The organism is Lactobacillus huangpiensis, assembly GCF_019972815.1.
Lineage (GTDB): Bacteria > Bacillota > Bacilli > Lactobacillales > Lactobacillaceae > Lactobacillus > Lactobacillus huangpiensis.
The window spans coordinates 210,184-235,855 of record NZ_BPPA01000002.1 but is presented as its reverse complement, the minus strand read 5'-3'; the positions used below and the strand labels follow the sequence as shown (position 1 = coordinate 235,855).

Here is a 25,672-nt window from a genome sequence, read left to right as displayed (position 1 = left end):
TCCTTTAATGTTTTTTCTTTTTCTCTCCAAAATTATCAAGAATATCCAAACAAAACATGCAGTCAGTATTAGGATCACGGTGAGAGCCATAGTACATATTGCAAATATGGTAACCTGAACTATAAATTTGCCGTAAAGATTCAAGACCACTCTGAGTTTTAACGGTGCTATTGTGGGCATTATTCATTTTGTCCATTTTTTCACGCAGCAATTGATTCTCTACTTTTAATTCCGTATTTTCTTTCAACGTTTCCAAAATACTATTTTCTAAACTTTCGATTGTTTTGGTCATGCTAACCATTGAATCGTGAAGTTGTTCCAACTTTGAATAAGAATCCACCATGAACACCTACCGCTTCCATTGTAAAGCAAGAAAGTCGAGTAAATTGCGAAAACTAACATTGCTGTATTGCATTTTGTCAATTTCAAGCAAATACTTTAACATCCTTGCCCCGTTTTTTTGATTATTGCTTTTTAATTCTGCTTGAGCCCATTTTTTAAGTAAAAAGAGAACATAATTTTGCTCACTTTTGCTTTTAGCCATTTCTGCTAACTGATGTGCACTCACAAGTGAAAGTGAGTTATGTTCAAGCATTTCTTGGTAAAAATATTTGCTTCCTTTATCTAATTTAGCTGTATCTTCCAGTGAGTCAACTTCACTCGGACTAAAACCATTTGCCAGTAATTCTTCACTCTTGTCATGTTTTTTTTGATTGAGCGTGAAATTAATAATTTGAGTACGTGAGCGAATAGTTGGCAAAATTTGATCGGTATTATTTGTGATTAAAATAGTAACAACAGGAGCAATAGGTTCTTCTAATAAATTAAGTAAAGCATTAGCAGCAGGCAAAGTTAACTTCTGCGCTTCATTAATAAAAAAGAAACGTACACTGCTTTGAACCGGACTTTTAGCTAGTTCTTCCTTCAAAACACGGACTTGATCAATTCCCAAATTTTGCTTGCTTTCAGGCTCTATCAATAGTACATCAGGGTGATTGCCTGAAATAATTTGCCTGCAATTCTGACACGTACCATCCGGTTTTTCAGTACCGCTACAATTAAAGAGACAAGCTAACCAATATGCTGTATTTAATGCCTGGACTTCATTGGCATCAACAAATAAGTAGCTATGAGCCAATTTCTTTTGCTCAAAAGCATGACCCAAAAGTTCAGACTGCTTCTTGCCTCTTTTTGTAATATCAATTGACATCAGAACTGCTTGAATTCTTCAACAGGCAAAACAAAACAAGTGGCTCCGCCAACTGTAATTTTCACTGGTTGGCTACTAATATCAAAACCTGTCATAACCAAATTAGGGTTCATATATTCTTCACGAGATTTAGACTCTTCCTTGATGATGCGCAAAACCTGCTTGACATGTTTATCATCTATTCCGATAAGAAAAGTAGTGTTGCCTTCACTTAGAAATCCTCCAGTCGTAGCAAGCTTAGTCGCACGAATGCTTTCCTTAACAAAGGTACGTTGGAGCCTATTAGCATCTTCTTTTTGAACAATTGCAACTATTAACTTCATTTTAATCAGTCCTTTAACAAATCTGCTGGTAATTGGTTTGCAATTATTTTAACACAATCCTCTACTACTAAATTAAAGGGTTTATTTGCATCAACTACCTTTATTCTTTCAGGATGAGCCTTAATTACTTCTTGATAACCCTGATAAACTTTTTGATGAAAATTTAATTTTTCCTGTTCCAAGCGATCTTCTTTACCAGCACGTTCCTTGGCAATTCTGGTTAATCCAACTTGTGGCTTAACATCCAGAAAAATAGTTAGATCAGGCTCAATTTTACTTGTAGCAAAATCATTAATCTGTTTTACTGCAGCAATACCTAATTCTCGTCCTGCACCTTGATAAGCCAATGAACTATCAACAAAACGATCTGAAAAAACTATTTTTCCTGCTTTAAGTGCTGGTATGACAGTTTCAAACATATGCTGACTACGAGAAGCTGCATAAAGTAAAGCTTCAGTTTTCGCAGACATTTCTTCATTAACCGGGTCCAAAATTAATTGACGAATTTTCTCAGCAATTTTTGAGCCTCCTGGTTCCCGGGTTACTAGATATTGTGTTTTAAGTCTAGGCCCAATTTCTGCCACAACTTGCTTTAAAACTGTACTTTTTCCAGACCCATCCGGACCTTCAAAACTGATAAAATAACTCTTCATAAAACTCTCCATGTTTCTATTTTACAAGAGTTCTCTTTATATGAACACCCCAACGTACTTTTAATTTTTAATCAAAATAAAAAGCCCTTTTGAAAAAGGACTTTAGTCAGAAATTGCATTGGTAAAACCACTAAATCTTGTATGACGATGTCGCGCTTCATCATATAAAAATGAATACTTGGCTCTTAAAATTTTACCTGTTACTACATTATCTTCAGACATATCAAGCGTTGTCGGATCAAGATTTTTTTGAACAGCAATCTGTTCCTGTAAGTTTTCAATAGTAGTTATGAGCCACTCATCACCCATATTTTTAATTTTGTTACGTGCCATTAGATTGAAGTTCTCCCCTGTACTGCTCGTTTCAAAGTTATTGAATTAGCGTATTCAATATCACTCCCAACGGCCAAACCTGCAGCAAGCCTTGTTACCTTAATACCAGACGGCTTGATTAGCTTACTGATATACATTGCTGTTGATTCTCCTTCAGGAGTTGAATTTAAGGCCAAAATAACTTCTTTTACTCGATCTTGCTTTTGCAGACGAACAATTAATGACTTAATATTAATTTCTTCTGGGCCAATACCATCCATTGGGGACAAAACTCCATGCAAAACATGATATAATCCGCTATATTCACCCATATCTTCAAAAGCCATCACATCTTTTGGCTGCTCAACTACCATAATGGTCGATTGATCACGTTCAGGATTACTGCATATAGTACACGGATCTTTTTCTGTTATGTTGCCACAAATAGAGCAACGATGAAGTTTTTCCTTCACCTCGGCTAACGCAGTACTAAAACTATGAACGTCTTCATCAGGCATATCTAACGTATAAAATGCAAGTCTTGTGGCTGTTTTTTCACCAATACCAGGTAATTTCATGTAAGAATCAATTAAATGCGCAATTGGCGCTGGATACTGCAATTAAATCATGCCCTTCGTATATTTGCCTAAACTTTGCTGAGTAGCTTGATCGATTTCTTCTAATCCTTTATTAACTGCATCAATAATCAAATCTTGTAACATATCAGGATCATCAGGATCAATCGCATCTTTATCAATAGTAATATTTTTTAATTTGCGATCTCCGCTAAAAGTAGCCACAACCAAGTCATCTGCAGACTTGCCTACAAATTCCTGTGCAGTAATATTTTGTTGTTCTTGAGCCATCTGCTCCTGCAACTTCTTGGCCTGCTTCATCATTTGTTGCATATTCATGCCACCCATAGCACCAAAATTAGGTCTTTTACTCATAATACCTTCTCCTTTAAATTTTAGTCTTTAACATTTACTGTGTCACCAAATAGCTCTTTTGCTTTTTCTACAACCTGTTTACTTGTTTCGTCTTGCTCAGAATCTGAATTTGAATGTTTTTGCTTATTAAGAAGTTCTTTACCATGCTTTTGTAAAAACTCCGCCCGCACTGTGGACCAATCCTCATCAGGCACCAGCACTATTTCATAGTTATGTTTAGTAAATTTAGCAATTTCATCTGGCAACACATCTAATAAATTACCATCTTCACTGGCTTTTTCAAACCAAAGAGTATATTTGCATTTCATTACTACCTGATCTGAACTGGCTGCAACAGGTTCCAATACGTCTAGCAAAGCACGTTGTGACACGCCTAAATCTGATTGCAGATCCGGCCAAACATTTTTGATAGCCACTAGATTATCCTTAGTAGCATTCTCTAAGACATGGTAAACTTGTTTACGATTTTGTTCATTAGCCTTTTTCCTGCTTCCGATTGTTTTTTTAGTTTTGGAAGCAGTTTTTGCTTTGGAACTTTTACTTTTATTAGTATCAATTCGATCAGAAACGGCACTATCAAGATGAAAAATCTTATTGCTATTTTGAGTTTGCTTTTTGCTTAAATTAGAAACTTTTTTAGTCAAGTCTGTAACTTGCTTTTTTAATGCTGCTATTTCAGCTGTCAAATCAGTATTTGCATTCTTTTGACTTTCTGAATCAGCAAAAACATTTTCAGAATCTATTTTGCTTTTTTGATTGCTAGCACACTCAACTAAAAATACCTCTAGTGGAATCTGCTGCTGATTAGTATAGCGCAAATCATTTAACGCAGTATTTGCGGCTGCAATTACTTGGAAATAACGTTCAGAATTAACGTCCTGAATCTTTTGCATAAAGTCATCGTTCAAAAAAATTTTCTGATCACTATCGTTAGTTTTAACAGCCATTAATGCTTTAGTCGCTATTTCAATGAGTTCATCTAATATGTTTTTTGAACTTGCACCATTTTCAAGTTCTGTCTGTGCCAAAGCCAATGCTTCATTTGTATCGTTATTTAAAATTGCTAATAAAATTTGTTCGATCTTTTCTTCATCAGCAAAACCTGTTATTTCAAGAGCCGCATCATATTCAACTTTGTTTTTATCAAAACTTAAAAGTTGGTCTAAGATGCTTAACGCATCTCTCATACCACCGTCAGCTACTTGAGCAATTACGGCTAAGGCTTTTTCATCATAACTGATTTTTTCTTTTTCAAGAATATACTTCATTCTTTTTTCAAGGTCAGTTTGAGAAATACGCTTAAAATTATAACGCTGTGTCCTTGATATGATAGTCGCTGGCACTTTTTGCAATTCCGTAGTGGCCAGGATAAAAACGACATGTTCCGGTGGCTCTTCAAGAGTTTTAAGCAAAGCATTAAACGCCCCCATTGACAGCATATGAACTTCATCAATAATGTAAACTTTGTATTTGCCTTGAGTTGGAGCGTATTTAACTTTATCTCTAATATCACGTATTTCATCAACGCCATTGTTGGAAGCCGCATCAATCTCCATAATGTCTGCCATTGCGCCCTTGTCGGCTGCAAGACAATTGGCACACTTGTTACATGGCTCACCATCCTGCAGATTGCTACAATTCAATGCTTTAGCCAAAATTTTTGCACATGAAGTTTTTCCAGTACCACGTGGCCCAGCAAACAAAAAGGCATGGGAAATTGTACCTCGCTTAATTGCATTTTTCAAAGTATCCGTAATATCATCTTGACCAATCACACTATCGAAAGTGCGGGGTCTCCATTTGCGGTATAACGCTTGATAAGCCATTGATCAGTCTTCCCTAGTAAAAAACTCTTAACTCTTTCGAAAGAGTTAAGAGTTTGTAATTGTCTAATAAAAGGCACATGCCCGAGCAACCTTAGTGCTGCTACCTTCCGGTCCTGACACGCTTTGGAGGTCAAACATTGCCCATAAGATATATTAACGTATTTCAAGGTATTTTTCCACTAATTTGCGAAATTTTTGCCGGAGTCTTTTTTCGCTTTTTGTTTTTGTCTAATATCTTTAAAAAAGTTTTTTAGCATCTGGCTTGACTCTTCACGGTATAGTCCCCGAATAACGTTAGGATGATGATTAAACTTTTCGATATCAAAAAGGTTAACCACACTACCAGCTGCACCAGCTTTAGGGTCAAGTGCTCCAAAATACAAACTCTTAAGACGAGAGTTTATAATCGCACCTGCACACATTGGACAGGGTTCTAAAGTGACAAACAAACTGCAGTCAATTAAACGCCAAGTACCGAGTTTATTGCAAGCTTCCCTGATAGCAATCATTTCAGCATGTTGCGTAGAGTCTTGATCCAGTTCACGGCGGTTAAATCCTGTACCTATAACTTGCCCTGCACAATCAACAATTACAGCTCCAATTGGAACTTCTCCCAAATTTTGGGCTTTTTTTGCTTGCTGAAAAGCTAATTGCATAAAGTCTTTTTTCTCTGCACTTGAAAATGGCATTAATTATTCACCGCCTGCAAAACGTAGTAACCTTTATCTCTTTTTAAAATGGTACAGTTGCCAAAAGTTTTTGTTAATAATTTACGGGCACTCGGTTCACCCTGTTTTTTCTGAATTACTACTAGTAAAACCCCATCAGTTACCAAATGATTTTTCGCACCATACAAAATATTTGAAACAACTTCTTTACCTGCTCGAATCGGTGGATTAGTCAGAATTAAGCCATATTTCTTTGCTGATGAAATATGGCTATAAACATCAGAAGAAAAAATAGCAACATTATCTATATGGTTAAGTTCAGCATTCTTTTTCGCTAGGTTCAATCCACGTTCATTTACGTCTATCATTTCTACTGTTTGCTTTGGCCAAAATTTAGCTGCAAAAAGACCGATTGGTCCATATCCGGTGCCAACATCTAAAATATTGTTTTGAGGAAAATCTACATCAAGCATTTTCTTAATTAAAACACCTGAACCATAATCCACGCGTAATTTCGAAAAAACTCCGGCATCAGTGGTAAATTTGAGATCAATGCCGTTGACTTGATAATCAATTATATGCTCATCATGCTGAGAAGTGGGATTCTCAGTAAAATACATTTGGTTTTCTTTTTCAGTCATAATTCACTCATTTCTAAAACCTTATCCAGATAATTTTAGCGGACATGTAAATTTTTGCAAATATAAAAAAACTAATTATGTTTAAAAGATATTTTCGAACATAATTAGTTTCTTGGATTTTAGTAAATACCGTAAAGCATGCGAAACTTCACATAGTTTTTATATTTTTTAAATTTATCTATTTTAAAGAATATATAATGATAGCCGTAACTGGGATCATTTATCTCAACATTACCAAAACGAACTGTATCCATAAAATCAGCTACGGTATCTTTCATAGTATCAGAGGTATCAATCTTCCAATTCTGATAAAAGTGTTTTTGCTTTTTAGATGCAAGAAAATCTGTTTCGTTACCCTTTTTTAATTTAAAACCACCTTTTGGATCAATAAAGTCTTTATAAAAAGCTTTAAGCAAAATATTAGGAGTTAATTTAATTCTTTTGACCTTGATATTCTGCTTTTTCTTAAAAGCTATGCCATGAATTATTGCATTATCCCTAGTTTTATAGTGCATAATGAAGTTACCTTTTGAAAAGTCTGCACTAACCGCGTGAGCCTTTAATTGTTTAAATCTCGGATAATATGAAGATTTAACTGGTTTCATATTTTTAGTGTATTTTGTGTATCCACTATGATCGGTGACAACATAACCATTCATATGAATCCAAGGATTCTTAGCATAGGCTTTTTTAGAGGCCTTTTTTTGCAGTTTATAGCAGTAATCATACTTTTTAGGATGTTTTTTTGGAATTAGATGCTTAAGGCTGTAATAATTGTATTCATTATAGGATGCCTTTATTTCAGAGCTTTTTGCAGTAAACGGCAAGGCTAGACTGACTAACCCTATAGTTATGTAAGCCAAAATTTTGGCAGGTTTATGATGTTTCATTTTTACCTCAAAGGACGTTTAATATTATTTAATCAAATTACTTACTAAAGCTGACATGTTTTATTGTTAACAGACAACTTTTAACAAGTCTTTTTCGTCACTTAATATGTAACTCCAACCGATGAGTAAATTTGATCACTGTTGTTATCTACTACTGCACCAAGTCCAATTGTCTTATCCTTAGGATTAAGCAAAATGTCACGGTGACCCCAATTGGATGCAGCATCATCATAAATATACTCATAAACCATGTTATCGGCCACTAAAGCACTAGTGCCACCATGTTGGGCCTCAACAAGCTGGTTACTTGAATGATCCATTGTCCAACCCCAAGGAAACATCGCTAGACATTCAGAGGTACTGTTACGACTGATTCCAGCTTTATCAAAGAAGTCATTTAAGATAAATCTTCCATTCGCATCCACATGAGCAAAATTATCTGGTAATAATTTAGTTCTTTCCTGTACAACTTCATCAAGATGAGAATCTTCCGCCACTGGGCTTAACCCACGTTTTGTTCTCTCATTATTCAACTCTTTTAAGAATTCCTGTCTAAACTCACTGATTGAAAAATCAGCAATTGTAGAATTATTTTGAGTAGGCTGAGTTGTACCTGTATTAGCAGAGTTTGCAGGTGTATCTGTATCTACTGGATTGGTAGAATTACCTGGATTGGTTTGGGTGCTTTGATTTACAGGCTGTTTTTGTGGCTTTTTAATCTTTGACTTAATATTTGCAACATCTTTTACTAGAACAAATCTATTTTTAGTTACAAGATAAAATTTTTTTCCTTTTATTTTCTTGGCTTTTTTAACAACCTTTAGCTTCTTGCCCTTTTTTAAAATCTTTTTCTTTAACTTCTTGCCTTTTTTATTATAGTAATATGTTCTTTTTTTGACTTTTACCCTTTTAACAGCTGGTGCTTTCAAAACCACACTGCTTGAAACTTTCTTAGCTTCTGTAGTTATTGAACTAAAAGACATGCCACTTGCTATACTTGTAAATGTTAATAGTACTGCTACAGTTTTACGATAATTAAATTTTTTCATTGCTTTCTCCTTTATTTAATAATAACTCTTAGTCCAGTTGGTGCTTTTTGATAAAACCATTTTGCATCGCTTGTACTTAAATGGATACATCCATGAGAGGTTGGCTTTTTTCCCAATTTGTTGGCTACCTTTTTAATTAATTTGTGGTGAATATTACGCGGATTTTCATGAAAAAGATATAAGCCGCCTTGCAGCCAGCCTACCGCATATCTTGCTCCCATTTTTTCACTTGCAGAATAAAACCACGGGGCCCGATATGTATTAACACGAAAATGTCCCTTTGGTGTTGAGTTATTTGCACCTGTTGAAACATAGAACTCGTATCTGGTTTTTCGACCACGTATTAAATAAGCGCGTTGTTTTTTTAATGAGACTACTATCTTATCTTTTTTAACATTCATCCCATGAGGATATGGCTTAATTTCAGAAGACTTAGTATAACTAATCGGTTTACGCATATATTCTCGTGGAATTTCAGTAACAGATTTTGCCAATATTTTTTTCTGACCAAAATTTAATATTTGTCCGCAAAAAATAATTAAAAAACTTACCATTATAAATTTATTCTTTTTTATTTTCACTATTTATTACTCACCTTCTTTAATTTATTTTCTAACTACGATGCATATACGTAAATTTTACCAACTTATTGGCATCTGAAAACTCATTTTTGTCATGCAGTACAACTACAATTCTTCCAGTGCCTTTTTTACAGCTGCCAACAAAACAATAGCCGGATCGTGGCGTCCAGCCTGTTTTCATATCATCGGTTTTGAAGGATTTAACGTTATATTTACGACCAGGCAGTGTATCATTATAGTTATGCAATTTCTGGCCTGCCACATACATCTCAGGTGTGACAAAAAATTTCATCAAACTGGGATAATCATGAGCAACATGATAACCAATTATTGCTAAATCTTTTGCCGATAATAAGTTTCCTGAACTCCAAGCACCTTTAACATAATATCCATAAGGTGCTAAATCACTGTTTTCAAGCCCTGAAGCTGATACGAAATTTGCGGAAAGATGCCATAGCTTTGCCTGTTTATTCATCATTTTGATGAATTTCTTATTTGAACCTGCAACCCATTGACCCAATCGAATTGCAGAGTTATTGTCGGAATCAATTATTGCTGAAGACATGATCTCTTTGACAGTATACTTTTTTCCTTTTTTTACATGAAAGTAGTTAAGATTGGGATTTTTGGCCATTTTTACCAATGTGCTAGAAAACTTGAGCTTTTTTTGCCAATCATGCGGATTACGGGCAAGCTTGCGCCTGGCTAAATAAATCGTCATTAGTTTCCCAGTAGATGCTGTTAAATAGCGCTTCTTCGCATTTTTTGCTAGCAGTACTTCTCCAGTCTTACGATCCAAAACTAAGTAAGCTTTTGCTTTGGTTTTAGGCTTTTTTCCATGAATATACTTAGTATATTGACCAACTGATTTGTCTTGATTGTGACTATAAACTGTAGTCTTATGTTTTTTCTTTTTAGTTTTTTGATCCACTTTATTGTTTGCACTATTGCTGTCAATTTGAATAGTTTCATCAGCCTGAACTACTGAAGCGCTCACAAAAAAAGCTGCTATTATAGAAAAAAGTCCAAAAATACACTTATTTTTGACTTGCACCTATACCTCCCTATACATTTTCAAATTTAAAATTACAGGTGATATTTTAAAATTAATTAACTATAAATTTTATTATATTATAAAATGGTAAATGTAGTTAAATTTTTTTAAAATTGATTGGAGCTAAAATGTTAAGCAAATCAAAACTATTTTTAATGTTTATCAGTCTATCATTTTTGGGAATATTCAGTTTTAGTGTAAAAGTTTCTGCAGATACTATCAGTACACAAACGATCACTAATCAGCCAAACAATGAACAAAAAGAGCAAAACCAATCTAAATCAGACATTAGTGATAATTCCAGTTTTGATAATAATCAGACTGTAAATTCTAATAAGAGTAAAGATAATTCTCAGTCCCACAAGTCAATCAACACTGATAAAAAACAAAAAAAAGCACCAAAGATTATCTATTTAAGGAAAAAAGGCAGTGGTAAAATTTATCAAACCCATTATCGCTTTAGTAAAACATTAACCAGTAAAAAAAGATCAGTCAAAAATTGGTATAAAAAACAAATTAGCTATAGCAAAATAGCGAAAACTAACAAAGGAACTTTTGTTAAGACCAAGTATGGGTGGCTGAATAAAAAAGCTTTCAATCAGTTTTTATTAACTAAAAATAAAATAAATTATAAAATGAAAATTATCAGAAATGCCAAATTGTATAACTTACCAGCTCACACTAACGAAGCTAGAAAAATAGGAACCAGTAAAAAATTACATTTGAAGAATAAGTGGGTTTATGTCAACATGATTGCCCATACTAATTTGCATGCAGTTTATTATCGTTTTAAACATCAAGGGAAAAATTATTGGATTTTAGGAAAAAATATCAAATATAATTTAAAATCTTTAGAGGGCAATAAAAAATCTCTTGAGCGTATTATCAAAATCGGTGAAAAAATGATTGATCATTCAAAATATGACGAAAAATCACGACATTTTGACTGTTCTAGTTTTATGAATTATCTTTTTACTAAAGCAGGCCATCATCTAGGATCAACCACATTTAGTCAATGTTATAATGGCAAACCCATTAATTATAAAAACAAAAAACGTGGCGATCTCATTTTCTTCGATGATAAAGACGATGGTCATTTAGCCCATGTTGGAATGTACCTCGGAAAAGGATTATTTTTACATGATAGTCCATACACTGACAACGGTGGGGTTGGAGTTTCCAGCTTACAAGATAAATTCTGGAACTCACGCAATTCAAAGTATTTATCAGTTCACTATCCTGATGGCATTGTCAGAAGAATTATGTAAAAATAACTAACCGCCTTTAGCTTAAGTCTAATTTTAATAAAATCTCTCGAAAAATAAAAAGACGTATTTGCAAATTGCAAATACGTCTTTTCTTATAACTTGTCCGATCGGACTACAATTATTTCAATGTAACTGTAGCGCCAACATCTTCAAGCTTAGATTTAATGTCGTTAGCTTCGTCTTCAGAAACGCCTTCCTTAACGTTCTTAGGAGCGCCATCAACAAGATCTTTTGAGTCCTTAAGGCCGAGACCAGTAATGTCACGGACAGCCTTAATAACCTTAACTTTTTCTTGGCCAGCTTCTGTCAATTCAACGTCATATGTTGACTTAGCAGCAGCTTCGCCACCAGCGGCACCTGCAGCAGCAACTGGAGCAGCAGCAGAAACACCAAATTCATCTTCAATAGCCTTTACCAGGTCATTTAATTCAAGAATTGAAGCACCTTTTAAGTCTTCAATAATCTTATCAGTATCTAAAGCCATACTTATTTATCCTCCGAAATTTTTAGATATAAATTATTTTATTTATTCTGCAGATTCATCTTTTGAATCAGCAACAGCTTTAACAGCATATGCGAAATTGCGTACTGGAGCTTGTAATACAGAAACAAGCATTGACAATAATCCTTCGCGACCAGGAATGGCAGCAAGTTCCTTGATTTCTTCTTTAGAAGTCAATTTACCTTCCAGCATACCACCCTTAATATCGATAACATCATAATCATCTTCGTATTTTGAAACGATACGAGCTGGTTCGGTAATGTCATCAGCATTATCAGTATAAATTACAGCAGTAGGACCTACAAAAGTCTCATCAAGACCTTCTATACCGGCCTTAGCAGCAGCACGTCTTAAGTAAGTGTTCTTAACAACCTTCATGTTAACATCGTTTTCACGAAGTTCCTTACGCATGTTAGTAACTTCTTCAACAGTTAAACCCAAGTAGTTAATTATTAAGATTGCTTTAGCAGCTTTAAGTTCTTCAGCAAACGCATCAACAAACTTTTCTTTTTCAGCAATAGCAGCTTTACTCAATCGATTTCACCTCCATCAAATTTAATAATAAATTCCATCAGGCCCAATTAAAAACTCCATGCCAAGAAAGACATGGAGTTTTAAACTCATCAATATCTTCTGGCCTCGGCGGGAAATTAAGGCGTCATGCCACCCGAGTCTTAGGTAGAATTTACTTTATTAAATATAACAGGAATGTAACTTAATTGCAAGCCAATCAGTTCTTTTTCGGCTGAGGTTTTATTAATTCGAATAATTCACCTGAAGTTTTGTAAATTACCCAACTGGCCAGATTCACAATATGATCACTTATTCTCTCTAGTAATCTGATGATAACAAAGTAGCTGGCAGAAGCTACAGCGGCATCAGGCTCCTGCTCAACCCCGTCTATAATCATTTGTCTGGCATTCTTATAATCTTTAAAAACCTTAGCATGTCCAAGTACCATTTGTCTGGCATTTTTCTCATCTTCTTGCACGTAAGCTGTTAATACTTGTACCAGCATCTCACGCACCTGATGAGTCATATTAGAAATTATTTTTTCGACCTCTGGAAGACGTGGATTACCTTTAACTCTGACAGTTTCAACGGCAATGCTATTCGCATTTTCTCCAATTCTTTCCAAATCTGTTGTAGCTTTTAAAATACTAATAACAACACGGAAATCAGTTGCAACTGGCTGTTGTAAAGCCATTAATTCCAAAGCCTTTTTTTCGATCTTGACAGCTTCTTTAGCTACTTCCTTGTCTTCCGCAATCATTTCTTGCGCCGTCTTTTTATCATGTTCAACGAATGAACGCGTACCCTTGTCAATCAAATCATTGACCAAGACTCCCATTTCCATAAACTGAGCGTTCAACTTTTTCAGTTCATCTAAAAATATTTCGTGCATAATCCACCTCCAAAATTAGCCAAAACGGCCGTTAAGATAATTGTTTGTCATTTCTTTTTTAGGTGACAAGAACATTTCTTGTGTCGAACCTGATTCAATCAATTCACCATTCATTAAAAAAGCTACCTGATCTGAAACCCGACTCGCCTGTTGCAAGTTGTGTGTCACCATAATAAAAGTATATTTCTGTTTCAAAGCCATTAATGTTTCTTCAATTTCTGAACTTGATATTGGATCTAAAGCAGAAGTTGGCTCATCAAGTAAAACAACTTCCGGTCTGATTGCCAGAGCCCGGGCTATACAAATACGTTGCTGTTGTCCTCCTGAAAAAGCAAGAGCATTACGTTGCAAACTGTCTTTAGTTTCAGTCCAAATGGCAGCTTGTTTCAAACTTTCTTCAACTCGCTGTTCGATCAATTCTTTATCTTTAACACCAGCTATGCGTAAACCATAAGCTACATTATCAAAAACTGAAAACGGAAACGGCGTAGGCTGTTGAAAAACCATTCCCACCTTCTTACGTAAAGCAACTAAATCAATATGAGAATGATAAATATCTTTTCCTTCTAAAAGTATCTCACCTGTAATATTAATATCGTCAATATCATCATTCATACGATTTAAGCAGCGCAAAAAGGTGGATTTGCCACACCCAGATGGTCCAATCAAGGCAGTCAATTTTTGAGCAGGAAAAGCTAAACTTATACCGTGTAAAGCTTCAAAACTGCCATACTTAAGTTTAACATTTTTAGCCTCCATCACATTTGTCATCAATAACGCCACCTTTATCCAAAACTACCCTGAATGTACTTCTCAGTAATTTCACCTTGAGGGTTGGTGAAAATATTTGTAGTAGTATCATATTCTAACGCATGTCCCAAGTGAAAGAATGCTGTATATTCACTAATTCTTGAAGCCTGCTGCATATTATGCGTTACCATAACCATAGTATATTTCTTTCTCAACTGCTTTAAAGTATCTTCAAGTTTTGCAGTAGACACTGGATCTAAAGCACTGGCAGGCTCGTCAAGAAGTAAAATCTCAGGTTTCAGAGCAATTGCACGCGCAATGCATAATCTTTGCTGCTGACCCCCCGAGAGAGCCAATGCACTTTGATCGAGTTTATCCTTTACCTCATCCCATAAAGCAGCGGCTCTGAGACTTTCTTCTACAATTTGGTCCAGTTTCTTTTTATTCTGCTGACCATTTGCTTTTAAGGCATAAGTGATATTTTCTCTAATTGACTTCGGAAAAGGATTAGGCTTTTGAAAAACCATTCCAATTGCCTTCCGCAATTCATAAACATTAATTTTGCTCTGATTAACATTAAGGCCATGAAACATGATTTTGCCGTCAACTCGTGCCACACGATCATTCATACGATTAAGTGAGCGCAAAAATGTTGATTTGCCTGAACCAGATGCTCCTATTAATGCAGTAATTGTATTTTTCTTAAAGCTTAGGCTAACATTAAACAACTTTTGAACTGTACCACCATAGAAAACACTCAAATCATTAGTTGAAATTGCACAGTCATCTTCAGGAAAGGTCTTAATGTAGGTTTTTTGTTTTTGCCAATTTTCCATAAGAACCTCCCTTTACTTTATTCTTGCGGCAGTAAGCCGTTTATAGATCCAGTTTCCCAACGCTCTAGCACCGAAGTTAAAGATAATGACAACAATGACTAGCAAAGCAGAAGTGGCAGCTGAAACCACATTCACATCTGGAATTATCCCCTCAGTATTTACTTTCCAAATATGTACAGCTAGCGTTTCTGCTGGACGCATTACATTCAAAAAACTAGTAGGACTGAACATATTCCAGTTAGAATAATCAACCGTTGAACCACTTTGACCTGCGGTATAAATCAAAGCTGCAGCTTCACCAAAAACACGCCCAGCGCTCAAAATAACACCAGTAATTATTCCTGGCAGGGCTGCTGGCAATACAATGCCGTGGATGGTCTTCCAATTAGATAAGCCCAGAGCCCAGCCAGCTTCTCTTTGGGTTTGAGGAACACCTTTAATGGCTTCTTCAATATTACTAGTAAGAGTTGGCAAGTTGAAAAAAGTTAGTGCTAAAGCGCCTGCGAGAATTGAAAAGCCAAATCCGAACTGAACCACAAATAAAAGATAGCCAAACAGACCAACAACTATTGAAGGTAAAGAGCTCAAAATTTCAATCGTGGTTCTGATTAACTGAGTGAACCAGTTATCAGGAGCATATTCGGCTAAATAAATGGCAGCACCGAGTGCAATTGGCATAGAAATTAGTAAGGTAAGTAATAAAAGATAGATAGAATTAAATAATTGGTCTCTAATTCCACCGCCTGCTTCAAAAGAGGATGATTCTGAACTCAAGAAATGCCACGATAAATGCGGTAATCCCGAAACTAAGATATTACCAAGAATACCAACCAAAAGAAGTACAACGATTCCGACTAAGAAATAAATTACGCCAGTAGCAATTCTATTTGTTTTTTTTGCGTTCATAATACTACTAACTCTTCTTTCCAATTAAATGTACCAAGAAATTAAATACCAGTGACATAATTAATAACAAAAGTGCCAAAGACCATAATGAATTGTTCGGCAAAGTACCCATAACAGTATTACCCATTTGACTTGTCAACTGACTGGTTAATGTTGCTGCTGGGCTAACGAGGTTATATGGCATTAATACTGCATTTCCGATTGCCATTTGTACAGCTAAAGCTTCACCAAAAGCGCGAGCCATACCGAAAATAACGGCTGTCATAATACGTGAGCGAGCTGCTCTCAGCACAACGTGATATATAGTCTGCCATTTCGTCGCACCAAGTGCTGCTGAAGACTTTCGCAAATCTTTGGGAATAGCTTTAAACGCATCAACAGTAAGAGAAGTAATTGTGGGCAGAACCATTACAAAAAGTATCAATGTGGCAGTTAAGATGCCAAAACCTGTTCCACCAAAAATAGTTCTAACAGCTGGAACAACTACCATTAAGCCAATAAAGCCATAAACTACAGAAGGAATACCTACTAAAAGCTCCATTACGGATTGCAGTAACTGCACTCTCTTACCCGATTCATATTCTGTCATGAATAAAGCAACTGCAATCGAAAACGGTGTTGCAATCAAAGCAGCCAAAAGTGTTACAGCAAATGAAGTTACAATCATTGCTGCAGCACCCACATGGTTTTTACCAGCATTAGGATTCCAGTCAGTAGAAAACAGAAAATGGAAAATGTTCACTTTATTATCAATAAAAGTTGCTAAACCATGCATGCCAACAAAACCAATGATTGCAACTATTAATATTCCTATTAATATAATTGCCAAAAATGTTAATCCTCTGCCCCACCATTCTTGTCGTGTTTCTTTTGATGGTTTAGTTAAGCGATCAACATCAATATTTTTGGGATCAATACCTTTAAACTTAACATGCGGTACTTTTTGTTCGGCAAGAGCATTCTCAACAACTTGTTGTAAATCTTGTTCTTTTTTTGCCATTTTATTTACCTATCTTCGTAATTTTATTTTGACTATCACGCGAAACTTTCATTTCATGTACACTTATATAGCCAATTTTAGGAACTAAATCTTTTTGAACTTTTTTACTCAATACGTATTTAATAAAAGCTGCAGTAGGCTTATTCGGTTTGCCTTTTGTATACATATGCTCATAAGACCAAAGTGGCCACTTGTTCGTAGGTATGTTTCTATTATCTGGTTGAACGTTATTTATACTTATTTTTTGAATATTTTGGTCATTAGCATAAGGAAAAGAAATATAAGAAATAGTACCCGGTGTAGAATTGACAATTTTTTTGACAGTTCCATTTGAATCCTGTTCTTGAGAATTAATTGCTTCTTTTCCATTTAGAACCAAGTCCTCAAATGTCGATCGCGTACCACTCCCACGAGAACGGTTGATCACAATAATTGACTGATTTTTGCCACCCACTTGACGCCAATTTTTAATTTTACCAGTAAAAATATCAGAAAGTTGTTTAGTAGATAAATTTTTAACTCCGACACCCTTGTTTGCAATTGGCACAATACCAACTACTGCCACAGGATAATCTTCTAATTTTTTTGCATCAATACCCTTTTGGGTCTCAGCATAAACATCTGAAGTGCCTACTTCAACGGCTCCGGCTTGAACTTGACTTAAACCAGTACCGGATCCTCCACCCTGAACTACAATGTTGCTGCTCATGTGGGCTAAGTGATAGTCATTACCAGCTTGTTCTATTAAAGGTTGTAAGGCACTGGAGCCAACAATAGTAATTTTTTCTCGGTTTTGACTGCAACCTGCCAAAAATAGGGACATAAATAATATTAATGTCAGCAGTCTGCCTAAATTACTTTTTTTCATATAAAATTCCCTCAATTAAACAAATAAAATTTAGCTCTAGTTTATCAAAACTTTTACCTTTGACCAATCATAAATACTCGTAAATAGATAAAAAAAGCAACCTGCTTAATCGGCAAAGTTGCTTTAATTAATTGTTCAATTTTAGTCCAGATTTAATGGATCAAGTTTAATCCCAGGTCCAAAGGTTGCAGCTACAGCAACACTCTTAATGTATTGACCTTTAGCAGCAGATGGACGCGCACGTAAAATAACGTCACGCAATGCATCAAAGTTTTCAATTAATTGCTCATCAGTAAATGAAACTTTACCAATAGCAGCATGAATAGCAGCTTGACGGTCAACACGGTATTCAACTTGACCAGCTTTTACGTTCTTAACGGCTTTTTCAATATCCATTGTAACGGTACCAGTCTTAGGGTTTGGCATTAAACCTTTAGGTCCAAGTACACGACCTAAACGACCAACTTTTGCCATCATTGTTGGTGTAGCAACAACAACATCAAAGTCTAAGTAACCGTTCTGTACTTTTTCAACTAAGTCGTCAGAACCAACTTCATCAGCACCAGCAGCCTTAGCTTGTTCAGCTTGAGGACCCTCAGCAAATACAATAACTTTTTGTGTCTTACCAGTACCATTAGGCAAAACCAGTGAGCCACGAATTTGTTGGTCTGCTTGTTTAGGGTCAACGCTCAAATTGTATGAAACTTCAACTGAAGCATCAAAGCCTGCGTATGAAGTTTCTTTAACTAACTTCATTGCTTCAGCAACTGAATATAATTTCTTTGAATCTACTTTTTTAGCAGCTTCTAAATATTTTTTACCATGCTTTGGCATGTGATTTCCTCCTTAATATGTGGTCAAGCGAGCTAAAGCTCTCCCACCTAAATTGTTATAAATAACAGGATTAGTCTTCGACTTCGATACCCATGCTTCTAGCAGTACCTTCGATCATCCGCATAGCAGCTTCGACATCAGCAGCGTTAAGGTCCTTCATCTTAGTTTCAGCAATTTCCTTAACTTGATCCTTGGTAACCTTACCAACTTTCTTGGTGTTTGGTTCACCGGATGCCTTGTCAATCTTAGCAGCCTGCTTCAAAAGTACTGGAGCTGGTGGAGTCTTAGTTACGAATTCGAATGAACGATCTTCGTATACTGTGATGACTACAGGAATAATCATGCCCTTTTGGTCAGCAGTTCTAGCATTGAAGTCCTTAGTAAAGCCAACAATGTTAATACCAGCTTGACCTAAAGCTGGACCAACTGGAGGAGCAGGTGTTGCAGCACCAGCTGGTATTTGTAATTTAACAACATTTATAACTTTCTTTGCCACGGTCAAAACCTCCTTGATTCCGTGCGTGGTTAAAATGGAAAAGTTACCTACTTTTCCTCCCACAATAATAAAAGTACTTTAATATATTATCATCGATTTAGTAATTTTGCAATAAATGACTTATTACTAACTAATTTTCTTTACTTGATCATAATCAAGCTCAGTTGTGGTAGCACGACCAAACATGTCAACGGAAACAAACAATTTATATTTATCAGGTTGAATTTCAGTAATTTTTCCTTCAACACCGTTAAAGGCTCCATCAATGATCGTAACAGTTTCACCAATTTCAAAGTCAATTTGCGGTCTTTTAGCAGGTTCGCCTTGTTGACGTAAAAGCCTGTTAACCTCGTCTTCTAAAAGTGGGGATGGCTTAGAACCACCACCATGCGAACCAACAAATCCAGTTACATTTGGTGTGTTCCGCACAACAAACCAGCTTTCATCAGTCATTACCATTTCAACTAAAACATAACCTGGGAAGATCTTTTCTTCGACTTCTTTTTTCTTGTTATTTACCTTTTCAATCTTTTCCTGTTCAGGAACCATTACTCGAAAAATATAGTCTTGCATCCCCATACTTTGAGCTCGCGACAGCAAGTCTGATTTGACCTTGTCTTCATAACCTGAATAAGTATGAAGGACATACCATTGCTTTTTAGTAGTTTCTACCATTATTACGTATTCTCCTTATATTTTTGGCAAACAAAAAAGCCTCTGCTCCAGAGGACTTTCTAATTAATATTATTGTATCACAAATTAAAAAACTGTGCTATTACATAACTATTTGTGTAACATTAGTCAACAACAGATCAAGTAGCCCTAAATATGCAGCAAACAAAATTGAAGAAACAATTACGATTCCGGTGTCGTGACGGTTTTGTTTTGCTGTTGGCCAAGTAACCAGCTTCATTTCCTCAACTACACTCTTAAAGAATTTAACCATAATTACCTCGTTTCTTTATGTAACGTCATTTTACCACAGTGTTTACAAAATTTTTTTAATTCTAGTCGCTGAGTGCGATTCTTACTTGCAGCGATTGAGTAATTACGAGAGCCGCAGATGCTGCAAGCTAATGATGCTTTTTTCACTGCCATAATCTCACTTCCAAACTATTGTATTTTAGCAAAAATGGCTAACTTAAGCAATTAATTTAATAATTATTTGCAAACTTAATTATTACAAAACAAAAGCAGTTGCTCATTCAAGCAACTGCCTTTGTAGTAGCCAAACAAATGCGTGACCACAGTGCGTAGAACATTGTATTAGTCGGATTTACTTCTTAAGATTTTCATTAACGAAGGATTCGATTTTATCGTCAGAGTCTTTCAGGAATGGAAGCATAGCTTCTTCCGTTTTAATGGTGTCTCTGCCATTCTTTTCCATAAAATAATCCCAAAGGGCATCTCTAACTGGAAGATCTGAATCACTCCAGTCAAAAACTTCTTTCATGTGACGATCTAACAATGCAGTCTTCATAACTTCATCAGCCATCTTAACTACCTCCTAAAATTTATTCTACAAGACCCATTATACCGCAATTTCCAGATGTCAACTACAAAAATACTAATTGAGGAGTGTTTGACGCATTTTCTGCACGAGTCGTGAACGCGCTCTTGATAAGGTTAATTTACTAATTTTTAATTTTTGGATAACTTCTTTTTGTTCTATTACGCCAAGTCCTATTAATAATGCATTGGTCTCCAAATGAGACAACCTGCCCGTTAAAATTGCAATATTCTCACTTAAAGGAATTTCCGGTATAGAAACAAATGATTTATCTAAAGGCAATAAATTGTTTTTCTTAGCTGTTTCTAACGAAACGGATTGCTTCAAAGCCTGCCGGCGATAGGCATTATCATACCTTACGAGTGAACGTGCATGGTTAATCAAACGTGTTTTAAAATAACTGCCAAATTTTCCTTTATTTAAGTCAAAACTTATTGCGGAAGCATGACAAATAATCATTGCATCTTGTTCCCAATCTTGACAGTCATAATAGCGAACATGATACAAATTCTTCACCTTGTTAATCAATGGTTTATAAAGAAAACACAAATCTAATATAGCTTCATCCTCACCATTTTTTATTTGCCTAATAAGTTCCGCCTCACTTTTAATATTTATTTCAGTATTCTTCATTTGATTTCTCCTATTTAAATTTTTATTGAAGAATACAGTAACTAAATAAGCCCAAAAATCGAACCTAAGTTCAAACTCAGCAACTATTTTTTACTGTTAGCTCGGCTGCAACAAAAAACTAAATTTGTTAAAACCGCATTAAATTAAAAAGAGAATATTACTTTATTTGGCAACAAAAATACACTCTGATTAATCAGAGTGTAAGAAAAACTATTTAAGAGGATTGCGGCTGTTAAGCATCTGATAAAGCAAAACACCCGTCGCAACACTAGCGTTCAGTGATTGCACATGGCCCACCATAGGTAAAGTCAGCATTTGATCCATCTGCTCTTTAAGAAGACGTGAAATTCCTTTACCTTCATTGCCGATTACCAAGACAGTTTTGCCATTACTGTCCCACTGCCGATAATCTGTACCTGTCATATCAGTACCAAAAAGCCAATAGCCACGTTTTTTCAATATTTTCGCAGTTTGTACCAGATTATTTACCCTTGCTACTGGCACATAATCAATTGCTCCAGTTGAAGTTTTAGCTACAACAGAAGTTAACCCGCTAGCTCTTCTTTTAGGAATGATAATGCCGTCAACTCCAGTGGCATCTGCTGTTCTCAAAATAGAGCCCAAATTATGAGGATCTTCAATTGAATCAAGCATCAGTAAAAACGGTTCGTGATTGCTGTGGTCAAATTGATCTAGCAGTTGATCCAGATCGGCATATTCAAAACTAGCTACCGTTAAAACTAATCCTTGATGATTTCCACCTTGAACCAATTTATCTAATTTGTTTTTGGGTACCGTTTGGACAATTAACCCCTTCTGCTTAGCTAAGGTAAATACCTGACTCGCAAAATTTTCTTTAATGCCCTGCTGTAAAAATATTTTGTTGATATGATCGGCATCTTGAGTTTTTAAATAATCCAGTCCCGCATGCCTGCCAAAAACAAAATCTTTGTCATTTGAAGTCATATTCCTCTATGCCCCCATTTTCAATAGTTTTAATACACCATTTGGTCAGCTGCTCTATACGATCTTTTTTGTTTAACAGTTCTAAGTAACCCCAAATAGCTTCAAAACCTGTAGATAACTGATAAGTAGCCAAACTGGTATTTTTTGCTTTAGTATAGGTTTTCGAATTGCGACCGCGGTGAAAAGTTGCTACTTCATCTTCAGTAAGCAAATTATCTTCCTGAAGCTTAGTGATTAATGCTGCCTGCGCTTTGGCCGACACATAATGAGTAGCTCTTCTTTGCAAGACTTGGGGTTTAACAATGCCACATTTAATTAAATGTCTCCTAATAAAGATTTCATAAACTGCATCTCCCAGATAAGCTAATGTTTGCCCATTTAAAGTATCCGGATTAACATCATTTTCTATCATTTTTTTAGTTTGATTCACGTAGCCACCTTGTTCCTTGTGGTGTATCTTCAACTGTAATGCCCATTTGCTTAAGTTCATCCCGCAACGCATCGCTTTGTGCCCAGTCCTTGTTTTGACGCGCTTGCTCGCGCTTTTTAATGAGCTCTTGGACCTTTTTGTCGTCGCTTTTATTATTAGCATTAACTAATTTTTGAACATCTATTCCAAAAATAGCTAACCATTTCGTCAATAATTCTGCAGAATGGTCAAGAGCATCTTTATCAGCATTTTCGGCATTAATATTAGCATTAATTTCCGGTAATAAATCGTAAATGGCAGTTAAAGCATTCTGAACATTAAAGTCATCGTCCATAGCATTAATAAATTTATGCTGTGTCTCTTGAATTTTATTGTCTAAAATTTCTGACTTTTCACTATCTGTTTCATCTTTTAGTCGATATTCAAGATTGTTAAGAGTATTCTTAAACCTCTGCAAAATAATTTGTGCTTGTTTTAAATTATCAGTCGAATAATTAATTTGTTTTCTATATTGAACACTGGCCATAAAGAAGCGCAACACTTGTGGATCAACTTTTTGCAATAAATCATGTACAGTCACAAAGTTATGCAATGACTTGGACATTTTTTCTGCATCTGCTCCAACTGTAACAAAACCATTATGCATCCAATAGTGAACAAAGGGTTTACCAGTTGCTGCTTCACTTTGAGCAATTTCATTTTCATGATGAGGAAATTCCAAATCTTGACCACCACCATGAATATCAATTGTTTCACCTAAATATTTTGTAGCCATTACTGAACATTCAATATGCCAACCGGGACGGCCCTTGCCCCAAGGAGAAGCCCAAGCTATTTCATCAGGTTCCTTTTGCTTTTTCCATAAAGCAAAATCTATTGGGTCCTCTTTACGTTTTTGTTCTTCTTCATTAACATGTTCAGAAGCACCCTCTTCAAGCTCTGCAAGATTTTGGCTGCTAAGAGCACCATAATTTTTAAATTTTCTGGTACGATAATAAACATCACCATCTGACTCATAAGCATAACCCTTAGAAATCAGTTTTTGGATAAATTTAATAATTTCGTTGACTTCGTGAGTTGCACGGGGATTTTTAGTTGCCGGCTTAACGTTTAAAGCTGCAATATCTTCACGATATGCTTTAATGTAACGCTCAGCTAATTCAGGTACAGTAACATTTTCAGCTTTAGCCTCAGCGATCATTTTATCGTCTACGTCAGTAAAATTGGACACAAAATTTACCCTAAAATCGCGAAATTCTAAATAGCGCCTAATGGTGTCAAAAGCAATAACGCTCCTGGCATTACCAATGTGAATATAATTATATACAGTTGGTCCACAAACATACATTGTTACCTGACCTGGGTTTATCGGCTTAAATTCTTCTTTAGTATTAGTTAAAGTGTTGTAAATTTTCACTGTGGCTAACTGACCTTTCTACATTCTATATCTTATTTTACCAGAAACTTTAATCAATTTTTTTCAACCAAAAGTTTACAATCTTGTTTTTTGCGATAATCAGGTTTTGCCTAACTGAAAGTTAAAACAGCGTATTTCTCCCATTCAATAATAGAATAATACGCTGTTTTGATAACTATAAGCCGTTTTCACTCATTTGCTTGAGAGTTAAATCTAAATGCTCTAACACACGCTTTTTGCCTAAAAGCTCCATAGCTTCACCAATTCCTGGTCCCACCATTGATCTGGTAGTAGCAATTCTAATTGGCATGAATAAACGTCTACCTTTAATTCCTGTTGCCTTACGAGTTGCTTGTACAGCATTCATTATTTGAGGAGCAGTAAACCGTGGAATCAAATCAATTTGCTTCTTAAATTCTTCAATTACCGGTCTAGCGTCATCTTTACGAATTTCTTCAATTTCTTTTTCACTTAAGTCTTTAGGAGCATTAAAGAAAATTTTTGCCAGGTCAACGATCTGCTTTGTATATGACATTTGAACAGAATAGATGTTAACTAACTGTCTGACCCACTCCATTTTTTCCGGATTTGGATCTTTTTCAACCAAACCTGCTTCTTGCAAATTATTAAGTGCCAAGTCTAAAAGAGTATCACGATCAGCCTTTTTAATATACTGGTTGTTAATCCACTCCAATTTCTTCTGATCAAAAGCAGCAGGAGAATTAGATAATCTTGCCGGATCAAATTGCTTAATTAACTCACGTTGGCTGAAAATCTCGCTTTCGCCAACTGGAGACCAGCCTAATAATGTAATAAAGTTAAACATTGCATCAGGCAGATAGCCAAGGTCTCTGTATTGCTCAATGAATTGTAAAACAGATTCATCACGCTTTGAAAGTTTTTTACCAGTTTCAGAATTAATAATTAAAGTCATGTGACCAAATTTTGGCGGCTCCCAGCCAAGAGCCTCATAAACTGCTAATTGTTTAGGCGTGTTTGAAACGTGATCATCTCCACGCAAAACGTGAGTAATTTTCATCAGGTGATCATCAATTACCACTGCAAAGTTGTAAGTAGGCATGCCATCGCGCTTTTGAATGACAAAATCACCACCGATGGTATCAGACTCAAAACTAAGATGCCCCTTGACAATATCATCCCAAGAATATGTTTCCATTTCAGGAATATGAATACGAACAACCGGTTTTAAGCCCTTTGCCTTTGCCTGCTTTTGCTTTTCAGCAATTTCATCTGCTGTCATTCCCTCATATTCATACGTGTAGTGAGGTGCAATGCCCATTGCACGTTGTTCTTCACGTTGTTCTTCTAATTCTTCCTCAGTTTTATAAGAGTAATAAGCTTTACCCTCATCAACCAGCTGCTTAATGTATTTATTATAGATGTCTTTTCGTTCAGATTGACGATATGGACCATAATCGCCACCCTTGTCAGGACCTTCATCCCAATCAATACCAAGCCAGTGCAAGTTTTCCATTTGCGACTCTGAACCGCCTTCAACATTACGCTTCTGGTCAGTATCCTCAATTCTTAAGACAAAAGTTCCTTTATTATGACGCGCAAATAAATAATTAAATAGCGCAGTTCGTGCATTTCCAATATGTAAGTGCCCTGTTGGACTTGGGGCATATCTTACCCGAATTTTTTGTTTAGCCAAAATTCATGCCTCTTTCAAA

General features: G+C 35.7%; 34 protein-coding genes, 1 other RNA gene and 1 other annotated feature. Of the genes, 1 reads left to right on the top strand and 34 read right to left on the bottom strand.

Annotated elements, in window-relative coordinates:
* Positions 1–4 precede the first annotated feature (4 nt).
* From yabA to LDM90_RS03015, 15 genes are all read right to left on the bottom strand, one after another.
* Positions 5–340, bottom strand: a complete 336-nt coding sequence (yabA, locus tag LDM90_RS03085) for a DNA replication initiation control protein YabA (protein WP_034980509.1) — start codon at positions 338–340, stop codon at positions 5–7.
* Between the two features lie 9 nt (positions 341–349).
* Positions 350–1,210 (bottom strand): DNA polymerase III delta subunit-related protein, encoded by an 861-nt coding sequence (locus tag LDM90_RS03080; protein ID WP_223896454.1) that lies wholly within the window; start codon positions 1,208–1,210, stop codon positions 350–352.
* Positions 1,210–1,533, bottom strand: coding sequence for a cyclic di-AMP receptor DarA (darA, locus tag LDM90_RS03075; protein ID WP_034980303.1), 324 nt, complete (start codon positions 1,531–1,533; stop codon positions 1,210–1,212). The genes LDM90_RS03080 and darA overlap by 1 nt, the downstream gene beginning before the upstream one ends.
* A gap of 5 nt (positions 1,534–1,538) precedes the next feature.
* Positions 1,539–2,186, bottom strand: a complete 648-nt coding sequence (gene tmk / locus LDM90_RS03070; RefSeq protein WP_198213150.1) for a dTMP kinase — start codon at positions 2,184–2,186, stop codon at positions 1,539–1,541.
* A gap of 102 nt (positions 2,187–2,288) precedes the next feature.
* Positions 2,289–2,519: a YaaL family protein gene (locus tag LDM90_RS03065; protein WP_187153816.1), complete on the bottom strand. Its 231-nt coding sequence runs from the start codon at positions 2,517–2,519 to the stop codon at positions 2,289–2,291.
* The gene (recR, locus tag LDM90_RS03060) at positions 2,519–3,118 is read right to left on the bottom strand and encodes a recombination mediator RecR (protein ID WP_034980309.1); all 600 of its coding nucleotides are present in this window, start codon (positions 3,116–3,118) and stop codon (positions 2,519–2,521) included. The genes LDM90_RS03065 and recR overlap by 1 nt, the downstream gene beginning before the upstream one ends.
* Complete coding sequence (locus LDM90_RS03055) at positions 3,119–3,448, bottom strand: YbaB/EbfC family nucleoid-associated protein (RefSeq protein WP_198213148.1); 330 nt, start codon at positions 3,446–3,448, stop codon at positions 3,119–3,121. It lies immediately after the preceding gene.
* Positions 3,449–3,468: 20 nt separating this feature from the next.
* Positions 3,469–5,274, bottom strand: coding sequence for a DNA polymerase III subunit gamma/tau (dnaX, locus tag LDM90_RS03050; protein ID WP_198213146.1), 1,806 nt, complete (start codon positions 5,272–5,274; stop codon positions 3,469–3,471).
* A 57-nt stretch (positions 5,275–5,331) separates the two neighbouring features.
* Positions 5,332–5,425: signal recognition particle sRNA small type (ffs, locus tag LDM90_RS03045), an RNA gene on the bottom strand.
* Between the two features lie 28 nt (positions 5,426–5,453).
* Positions 5,454–5,963 carry a tRNA adenosine(34) deaminase TadA gene (gene tadA, locus LDM90_RS03040; protein ID WP_223896452.1) on the bottom strand — a complete coding sequence of 170 codons (510 nt, stop codon included), beginning with the start codon at positions 5,961–5,963 and terminating at the stop codon, positions 5,454–5,456.
* Positions 5,963–6,583 (bottom strand): class I SAM-dependent methyltransferase, encoded by a 621-nt coding sequence (locus tag LDM90_RS03035; RefSeq protein ID WP_198213144.1) that lies wholly within the window; start codon positions 6,581–6,583, stop codon positions 5,963–5,965. Before LDM90_RS03035 ends, tadA begins: the two co-directional genes overlap by 1 nt.
* Positions 6,584–6,702: 119 nt before the next feature.
* The gene (locus LDM90_RS03030; RefSeq protein WP_198213141.1) at positions 6,703–7,473 is read right to left on the bottom strand and encodes a hypothetical protein; all 771 of its coding nucleotides are present in this window, start codon (positions 7,471–7,473) and stop codon (positions 6,703–6,705) included.
* Between the two features lie 101 nt (positions 7,474–7,574).
* Entirely contained in the window at positions 7,575–8,522 is a 948-nt protein-coding gene (locus LDM90_RS03025) for an SLAP domain-containing protein (RefSeq protein WP_198213139.1), read from the bottom strand.
* 11 nt (positions 8,523–8,533) lie between these two features.
* The gene (locus LDM90_RS03020; protein ID WP_223896451.1) at positions 8,534–9,076 is read right to left on the bottom strand and encodes a L,D-transpeptidase; all 543 of its coding nucleotides are present in this window, start codon (positions 9,074–9,076) and stop codon (positions 8,534–8,536) included.
* A gap of 58 nt (positions 9,077–9,134) precedes the next feature.
* A complete protein-coding gene (locus LDM90_RS03015) occupies positions 9,135–10,100 on the bottom strand; it encodes a D-alanyl-D-alanine carboxypeptidase family protein (RefSeq protein ID WP_223896449.1) in 966 nt (321 codons plus the stop codon).
* Positions 10,101–10,285: 185 nt separating this feature from the next.
* Between LDM90_RS03015 and LDM90_RS03010 the strand changes: the two genes are divergently transcribed.
* On the top strand, positions 10,286–11,425 hold the full coding sequence (locus LDM90_RS03010; RefSeq protein ID WP_198213131.1) for a C40 family peptidase: 1,140 nt from the start codon (positions 10,286–10,288) through the stop codon (positions 11,423–11,425).
* 118 nt (positions 11,426–11,543) lie between these two features.
* On the opposite strand, the gene rplL is transcribed toward LDM90_RS03010, so the two are convergent.
* The 19 genes from rplL to gltX all read right to left on the bottom strand — a co-directional run bounded on the left by rplL (position 11,544) and on the right by gltX (position 25,653).
* Positions 11,544–11,909 (bottom strand): 50S ribosomal protein L7/L12, encoded by a 366-nt coding sequence (rplL, locus tag LDM90_RS03005; protein WP_034980322.1) that lies wholly within the window; start codon positions 11,907–11,909, stop codon positions 11,544–11,546.
* A 42-nt stretch (positions 11,910–11,951) separates the two neighbouring features.
* On the bottom strand, positions 11,952–12,461 hold the full coding sequence (gene rplJ / locus LDM90_RS03000; RefSeq protein WP_045928399.1) for a 50S ribosomal protein L10: 510 nt from the start codon (positions 12,459–12,461) through the stop codon (positions 11,952–11,954).
* A gap of 39 nt (positions 12,462–12,500) precedes the next feature.
* Positions 12,501–12,624, bottom strand: a sequence feature (ribosomal protein L10 leader region).
* Positions 12,625–12,657: 33 nt separating this feature from the next.
* The gene (gene phoU / locus LDM90_RS02995; protein WP_198213129.1) at positions 12,658–13,332 is read right to left on the bottom strand and encodes a phosphate signaling complex protein PhoU; all 675 of its coding nucleotides are present in this window, start codon (positions 13,330–13,332) and stop codon (positions 12,658–12,660) included.
* 15 nt (positions 13,333–13,347) lie between these two features.
* The gene (gene pstB, locus LDM90_RS02990) at positions 13,348–14,103 is read right to left on the bottom strand and encodes a phosphate ABC transporter ATP-binding protein PstB (protein WP_198213127.1); all 756 of its coding nucleotides are present in this window, start codon (positions 14,101–14,103) and stop codon (positions 13,348–13,350) included.
* Positions 14,104–14,117: 14 nt separating this feature from the next.
* Complete coding sequence (pstB, locus tag LDM90_RS02985; RefSeq protein ID WP_223896447.1) at positions 14,118–14,918, bottom strand: phosphate ABC transporter ATP-binding protein PstB; 801 nt, start codon at positions 14,916–14,918, stop codon at positions 14,118–14,120.
* A 12-nt stretch (positions 14,919–14,930) separates the two neighbouring features.
* Entirely contained in the window at positions 14,931–15,824 is an 894-nt protein-coding gene (gene pstA, locus LDM90_RS02980; RefSeq protein ID WP_045928403.1) for a phosphate ABC transporter permease PstA, read from the bottom strand.
* A 7-nt stretch (positions 15,825–15,831) separates the two neighbouring features.
* Positions 15,832–16,824, bottom strand: a complete 993-nt coding sequence (gene pstC, locus LDM90_RS02975) for a phosphate ABC transporter permease subunit PstC (protein ID WP_034980330.1) — start codon at positions 16,822–16,824, stop codon at positions 15,832–15,834.
* Between the two features lies 1 nt (position 16,825).
* A complete protein-coding gene (locus LDM90_RS02970) occupies positions 16,826–17,692 on the bottom strand; it encodes a phosphate ABC transporter substrate-binding protein PstS family protein (RefSeq protein WP_198213123.1) in 867 nt (288 codons plus the stop codon).
* 141 nt (positions 17,693–17,833) lie between these two features.
* Entirely contained in the window at positions 17,834–18,526 is a 693-nt protein-coding gene (gene rplA / locus LDM90_RS02965) for a 50S ribosomal protein L1 (RefSeq protein WP_045928405.1), read from the bottom strand.
* Between the two features lie 70 nt (positions 18,527–18,596).
* Entirely contained in the window at positions 18,597–19,022 is a 426-nt protein-coding gene (gene rplK, locus LDM90_RS02960; RefSeq protein ID WP_034980336.1) for a 50S ribosomal protein L11, read from the bottom strand.
* A gap of 126 nt (positions 19,023–19,148) precedes the next feature.
* Positions 19,149–19,697, bottom strand: a complete 549-nt coding sequence (gene nusG / locus LDM90_RS02955) for a transcription termination/antitermination protein NusG (protein WP_034980337.1) — start codon at positions 19,695–19,697, stop codon at positions 19,149–19,151.
* Positions 19,698–19,797: 100 nt separating this feature from the next.
* Positions 19,798–19,968 (bottom strand): preprotein translocase subunit SecE, encoded by a 171-nt coding sequence (gene secE, locus LDM90_RS02950; protein WP_034980339.1) that lies wholly within the window; start codon positions 19,966–19,968, stop codon positions 19,798–19,800.
* A 2-nt stretch (positions 19,969–19,970) separates the two neighbouring features.
* Positions 19,971–20,120, bottom strand: coding sequence for a 50S ribosomal protein L33 (gene rpmG / locus LDM90_RS02945; RefSeq protein ID WP_081945356.1), 150 nt, complete (start codon positions 20,118–20,120; stop codon positions 19,971–19,973).
* 178 nt (positions 20,121–20,298) lie between these two features.
* Positions 20,299–20,517 carry a P8 family protein gene (locus LDM90_RS02940; protein WP_034980340.1) on the bottom strand — a complete coding sequence of 73 codons (219 nt, stop codon included), beginning with the start codon at positions 20,515–20,517 and terminating at the stop codon, positions 20,299–20,301.
* Between the two features lie 72 nt (positions 20,518–20,589).
* Entirely contained in the window at positions 20,590–21,165 is a 576-nt protein-coding gene (locus LDM90_RS02935; protein ID WP_223896441.1) for a sigma-70 RNA polymerase sigma factor region 4 domain-containing protein, read from the bottom strand.
* A gap of 210 nt (positions 21,166–21,375) precedes the next feature.
* A complete protein-coding gene (gene rlmB / locus LDM90_RS02930) occupies positions 21,376–22,131 on the bottom strand; it encodes a 23S rRNA (guanosine(2251)-2'-O)-methyltransferase RlmB (protein WP_223896439.1) in 756 nt (251 codons plus the stop codon).
* The gene (locus tag LDM90_RS02925) at positions 22,118–22,543 is read right to left on the bottom strand and encodes a Mini-ribonuclease 3 (RefSeq protein WP_373307163.1); all 426 of its coding nucleotides are present in this window, start codon (positions 22,541–22,543) and stop codon (positions 22,118–22,120) included. Before LDM90_RS02925 ends, rlmB begins: the two co-directional genes overlap by 14 nt.
* A gap of 4 nt (positions 22,544–22,547) precedes the next feature.
* Positions 22,548–23,978: a cysteine--tRNA ligase gene (gene cysS, locus LDM90_RS02920; RefSeq protein ID WP_223896435.1), complete on the bottom strand. Its 1,431-nt coding sequence runs from the start codon at positions 23,976–23,978 to the stop codon at positions 22,548–22,550.
* A gap of 175 nt (positions 23,979–24,153) precedes the next feature.
* Positions 24,154–25,653 (bottom strand): glutamate--tRNA ligase, encoded by a 1,500-nt coding sequence (gene gltX, locus LDM90_RS02915; protein WP_223896434.1) that lies wholly within the window; start codon positions 25,651–25,653, stop codon positions 24,154–24,156.
* Between the last annotated feature and the right edge of the window lie 19 nt (positions 25,654–25,672).

Coding starts and splice junctions, on each gene's coding strand:
- darA (WP_034980303.1), bottom strand. CDS start 1,533: ATGAAGTTAATAGTTGCAATTGTTCAAAAAGAAGATGCTAATAGGCTC.
- pstA (WP_045928403.1), bottom strand. CDS start 15,824: ATGAACGCAAAAAAAACAAATAGAATTGCTACTGGCGTAATTTATTTC.
- LDM90_RS03025 (WP_198213139.1), bottom strand. CDS start 8,522: ATGAAAAAATTTAATTATCGTAAAACTGTAGCAGTACTATTAACATTT.
- nusG (WP_034980337.1), bottom strand. CDS start 19,697: ATGGTAGAAACTACTAAAAAGCAATGGTATGTCCTTCATACTTATTCA.
- secE (WP_034980339.1), bottom strand. CDS start 19,968: ATGGTTAAATTCTTTAAGAGTGTAGTTGAGGAAATGAAGCTGGTTACT.
- pstB (WP_198213127.1), bottom strand. CDS start 14,103: ATGACAAATGTGATGGAGGCTAAAAATGTTAAACTTAAGTATGGCAGT.
- phoU (WP_198213129.1), bottom strand. CDS start 13,332: ATGCACGAAATATTTTTAGATGAACTGAAAAAGTTGAACGCTCAGTTT.
- rlmB (WP_223896439.1), bottom strand. CDS start 22,131: ATGACTTCAAATGACAAAGATTTTGTTTTTGGCAGGCATGCGGGACTG.
- dnaX (WP_198213146.1), bottom strand. CDS start 5,274: ATGGCTTATCAAGCGTTATACCGCAAATGGAGACCCCGCACTTTCGAT.
- LDM90_RS02935 (WP_223896441.1), bottom strand. CDS start 21,165: ATGAAGAATACTGAAATAAATATTAAAAGTGAGGCGGAACTTATTAGG.
- LDM90_RS03010 (WP_198213131.1), top strand. CDS start 10,286: ATGTTAAGCAAATCAAAACTATTTTTAATGTTTATCAGTCTATCATTT.
- LDM90_RS03035 (WP_198213144.1), bottom strand. CDS start 6,583: ATGACTGAAAAAGAAAACCAAATGTATTTTACTGAGAATCCCACTTCT.
- tmk (WP_198213150.1), bottom strand. CDS start 2,186: ATGAAGAGTTATTTTATCAGTTTTGAAGGTCCGGATGGGTCTGGAAAA.
- rplL (WP_034980322.1), bottom strand. CDS start 11,909: ATGGCTTTAGATACTGATAAGATTATTGAAGACTTAAAAGGTGCTTCA.
- LDM90_RS03020 (WP_223896451.1), bottom strand. CDS start 9,076: ATGGTAAGTTTTTTAATTATTTTTTGCGGACAAATATTAAATTTTGGT.
- LDM90_RS02925 (WP_373307163.1), bottom strand. CDS start 22,543: ATGATAGAAAATGATGTTAATCCGGATACTTTAAATGGGCAAACATTA.
- rplA (WP_045928405.1), bottom strand. CDS start 18,526: ATGCCAAAGCATGGTAAAAAATATTTAGAAGCTGCTAAAAAAGTAGAT.
- pstC (WP_034980330.1), bottom strand. CDS start 16,824: ATGGCAAAAAAAGAACAAGATTTACAACAAGTTGTTGAGAATGCTCTT.
- rpmG (WP_081945356.1), bottom strand. CDS start 20,120: ATGGCAGTGAAAAAAGCATCATTAGCTTGCAGCATCTGCGGCTCTCGT.
- LDM90_RS02940 (WP_034980340.1), bottom strand. CDS start 20,517: ATGGCTGATGAAGTTATGAAGACTGCATTGTTAGATCGTCACATGAAA.
- tadA (WP_223896452.1), bottom strand. CDS start 5,963: ATGCCATTTTCAAGTGCAGAGAAAAAAGACTTTATGCAATTAGCTTTT.
- LDM90_RS02970 (WP_198213123.1), bottom strand. CDS start 17,692: ATGAAAAAAAGTAATTTAGGCAGACTGCTGACATTAATATTATTTATG.
- LDM90_RS03065 (WP_187153816.1), bottom strand. CDS start 2,519: ATGGCACGTAACAAAATTAAAAATATGGGTGATGAGTGGCTCATAACT.
- LDM90_RS03030 (WP_198213141.1), bottom strand. CDS start 7,473: ATGAAACATCATAAACCTGCCAAAATTTTGGCTTACATAACTATAGGG.
- pstB (WP_223896447.1), bottom strand. CDS start 14,918: ATGGAAAATTGGCAAAAACAAAAAACCTACATTAAGACCTTTCCTGAA.
- LDM90_RS03080 (WP_223896454.1), bottom strand. CDS start 1,210: ATGTCAATTGATATTACAAAAAGAGGCAAGAAGCAGTCTGAACTTTTG.
- LDM90_RS03055 (WP_198213148.1), bottom strand. CDS start 3,448: ATGAGTAAAAGACCTAATTTTGGTGCTATGGGTGGCATGAATATGCAA.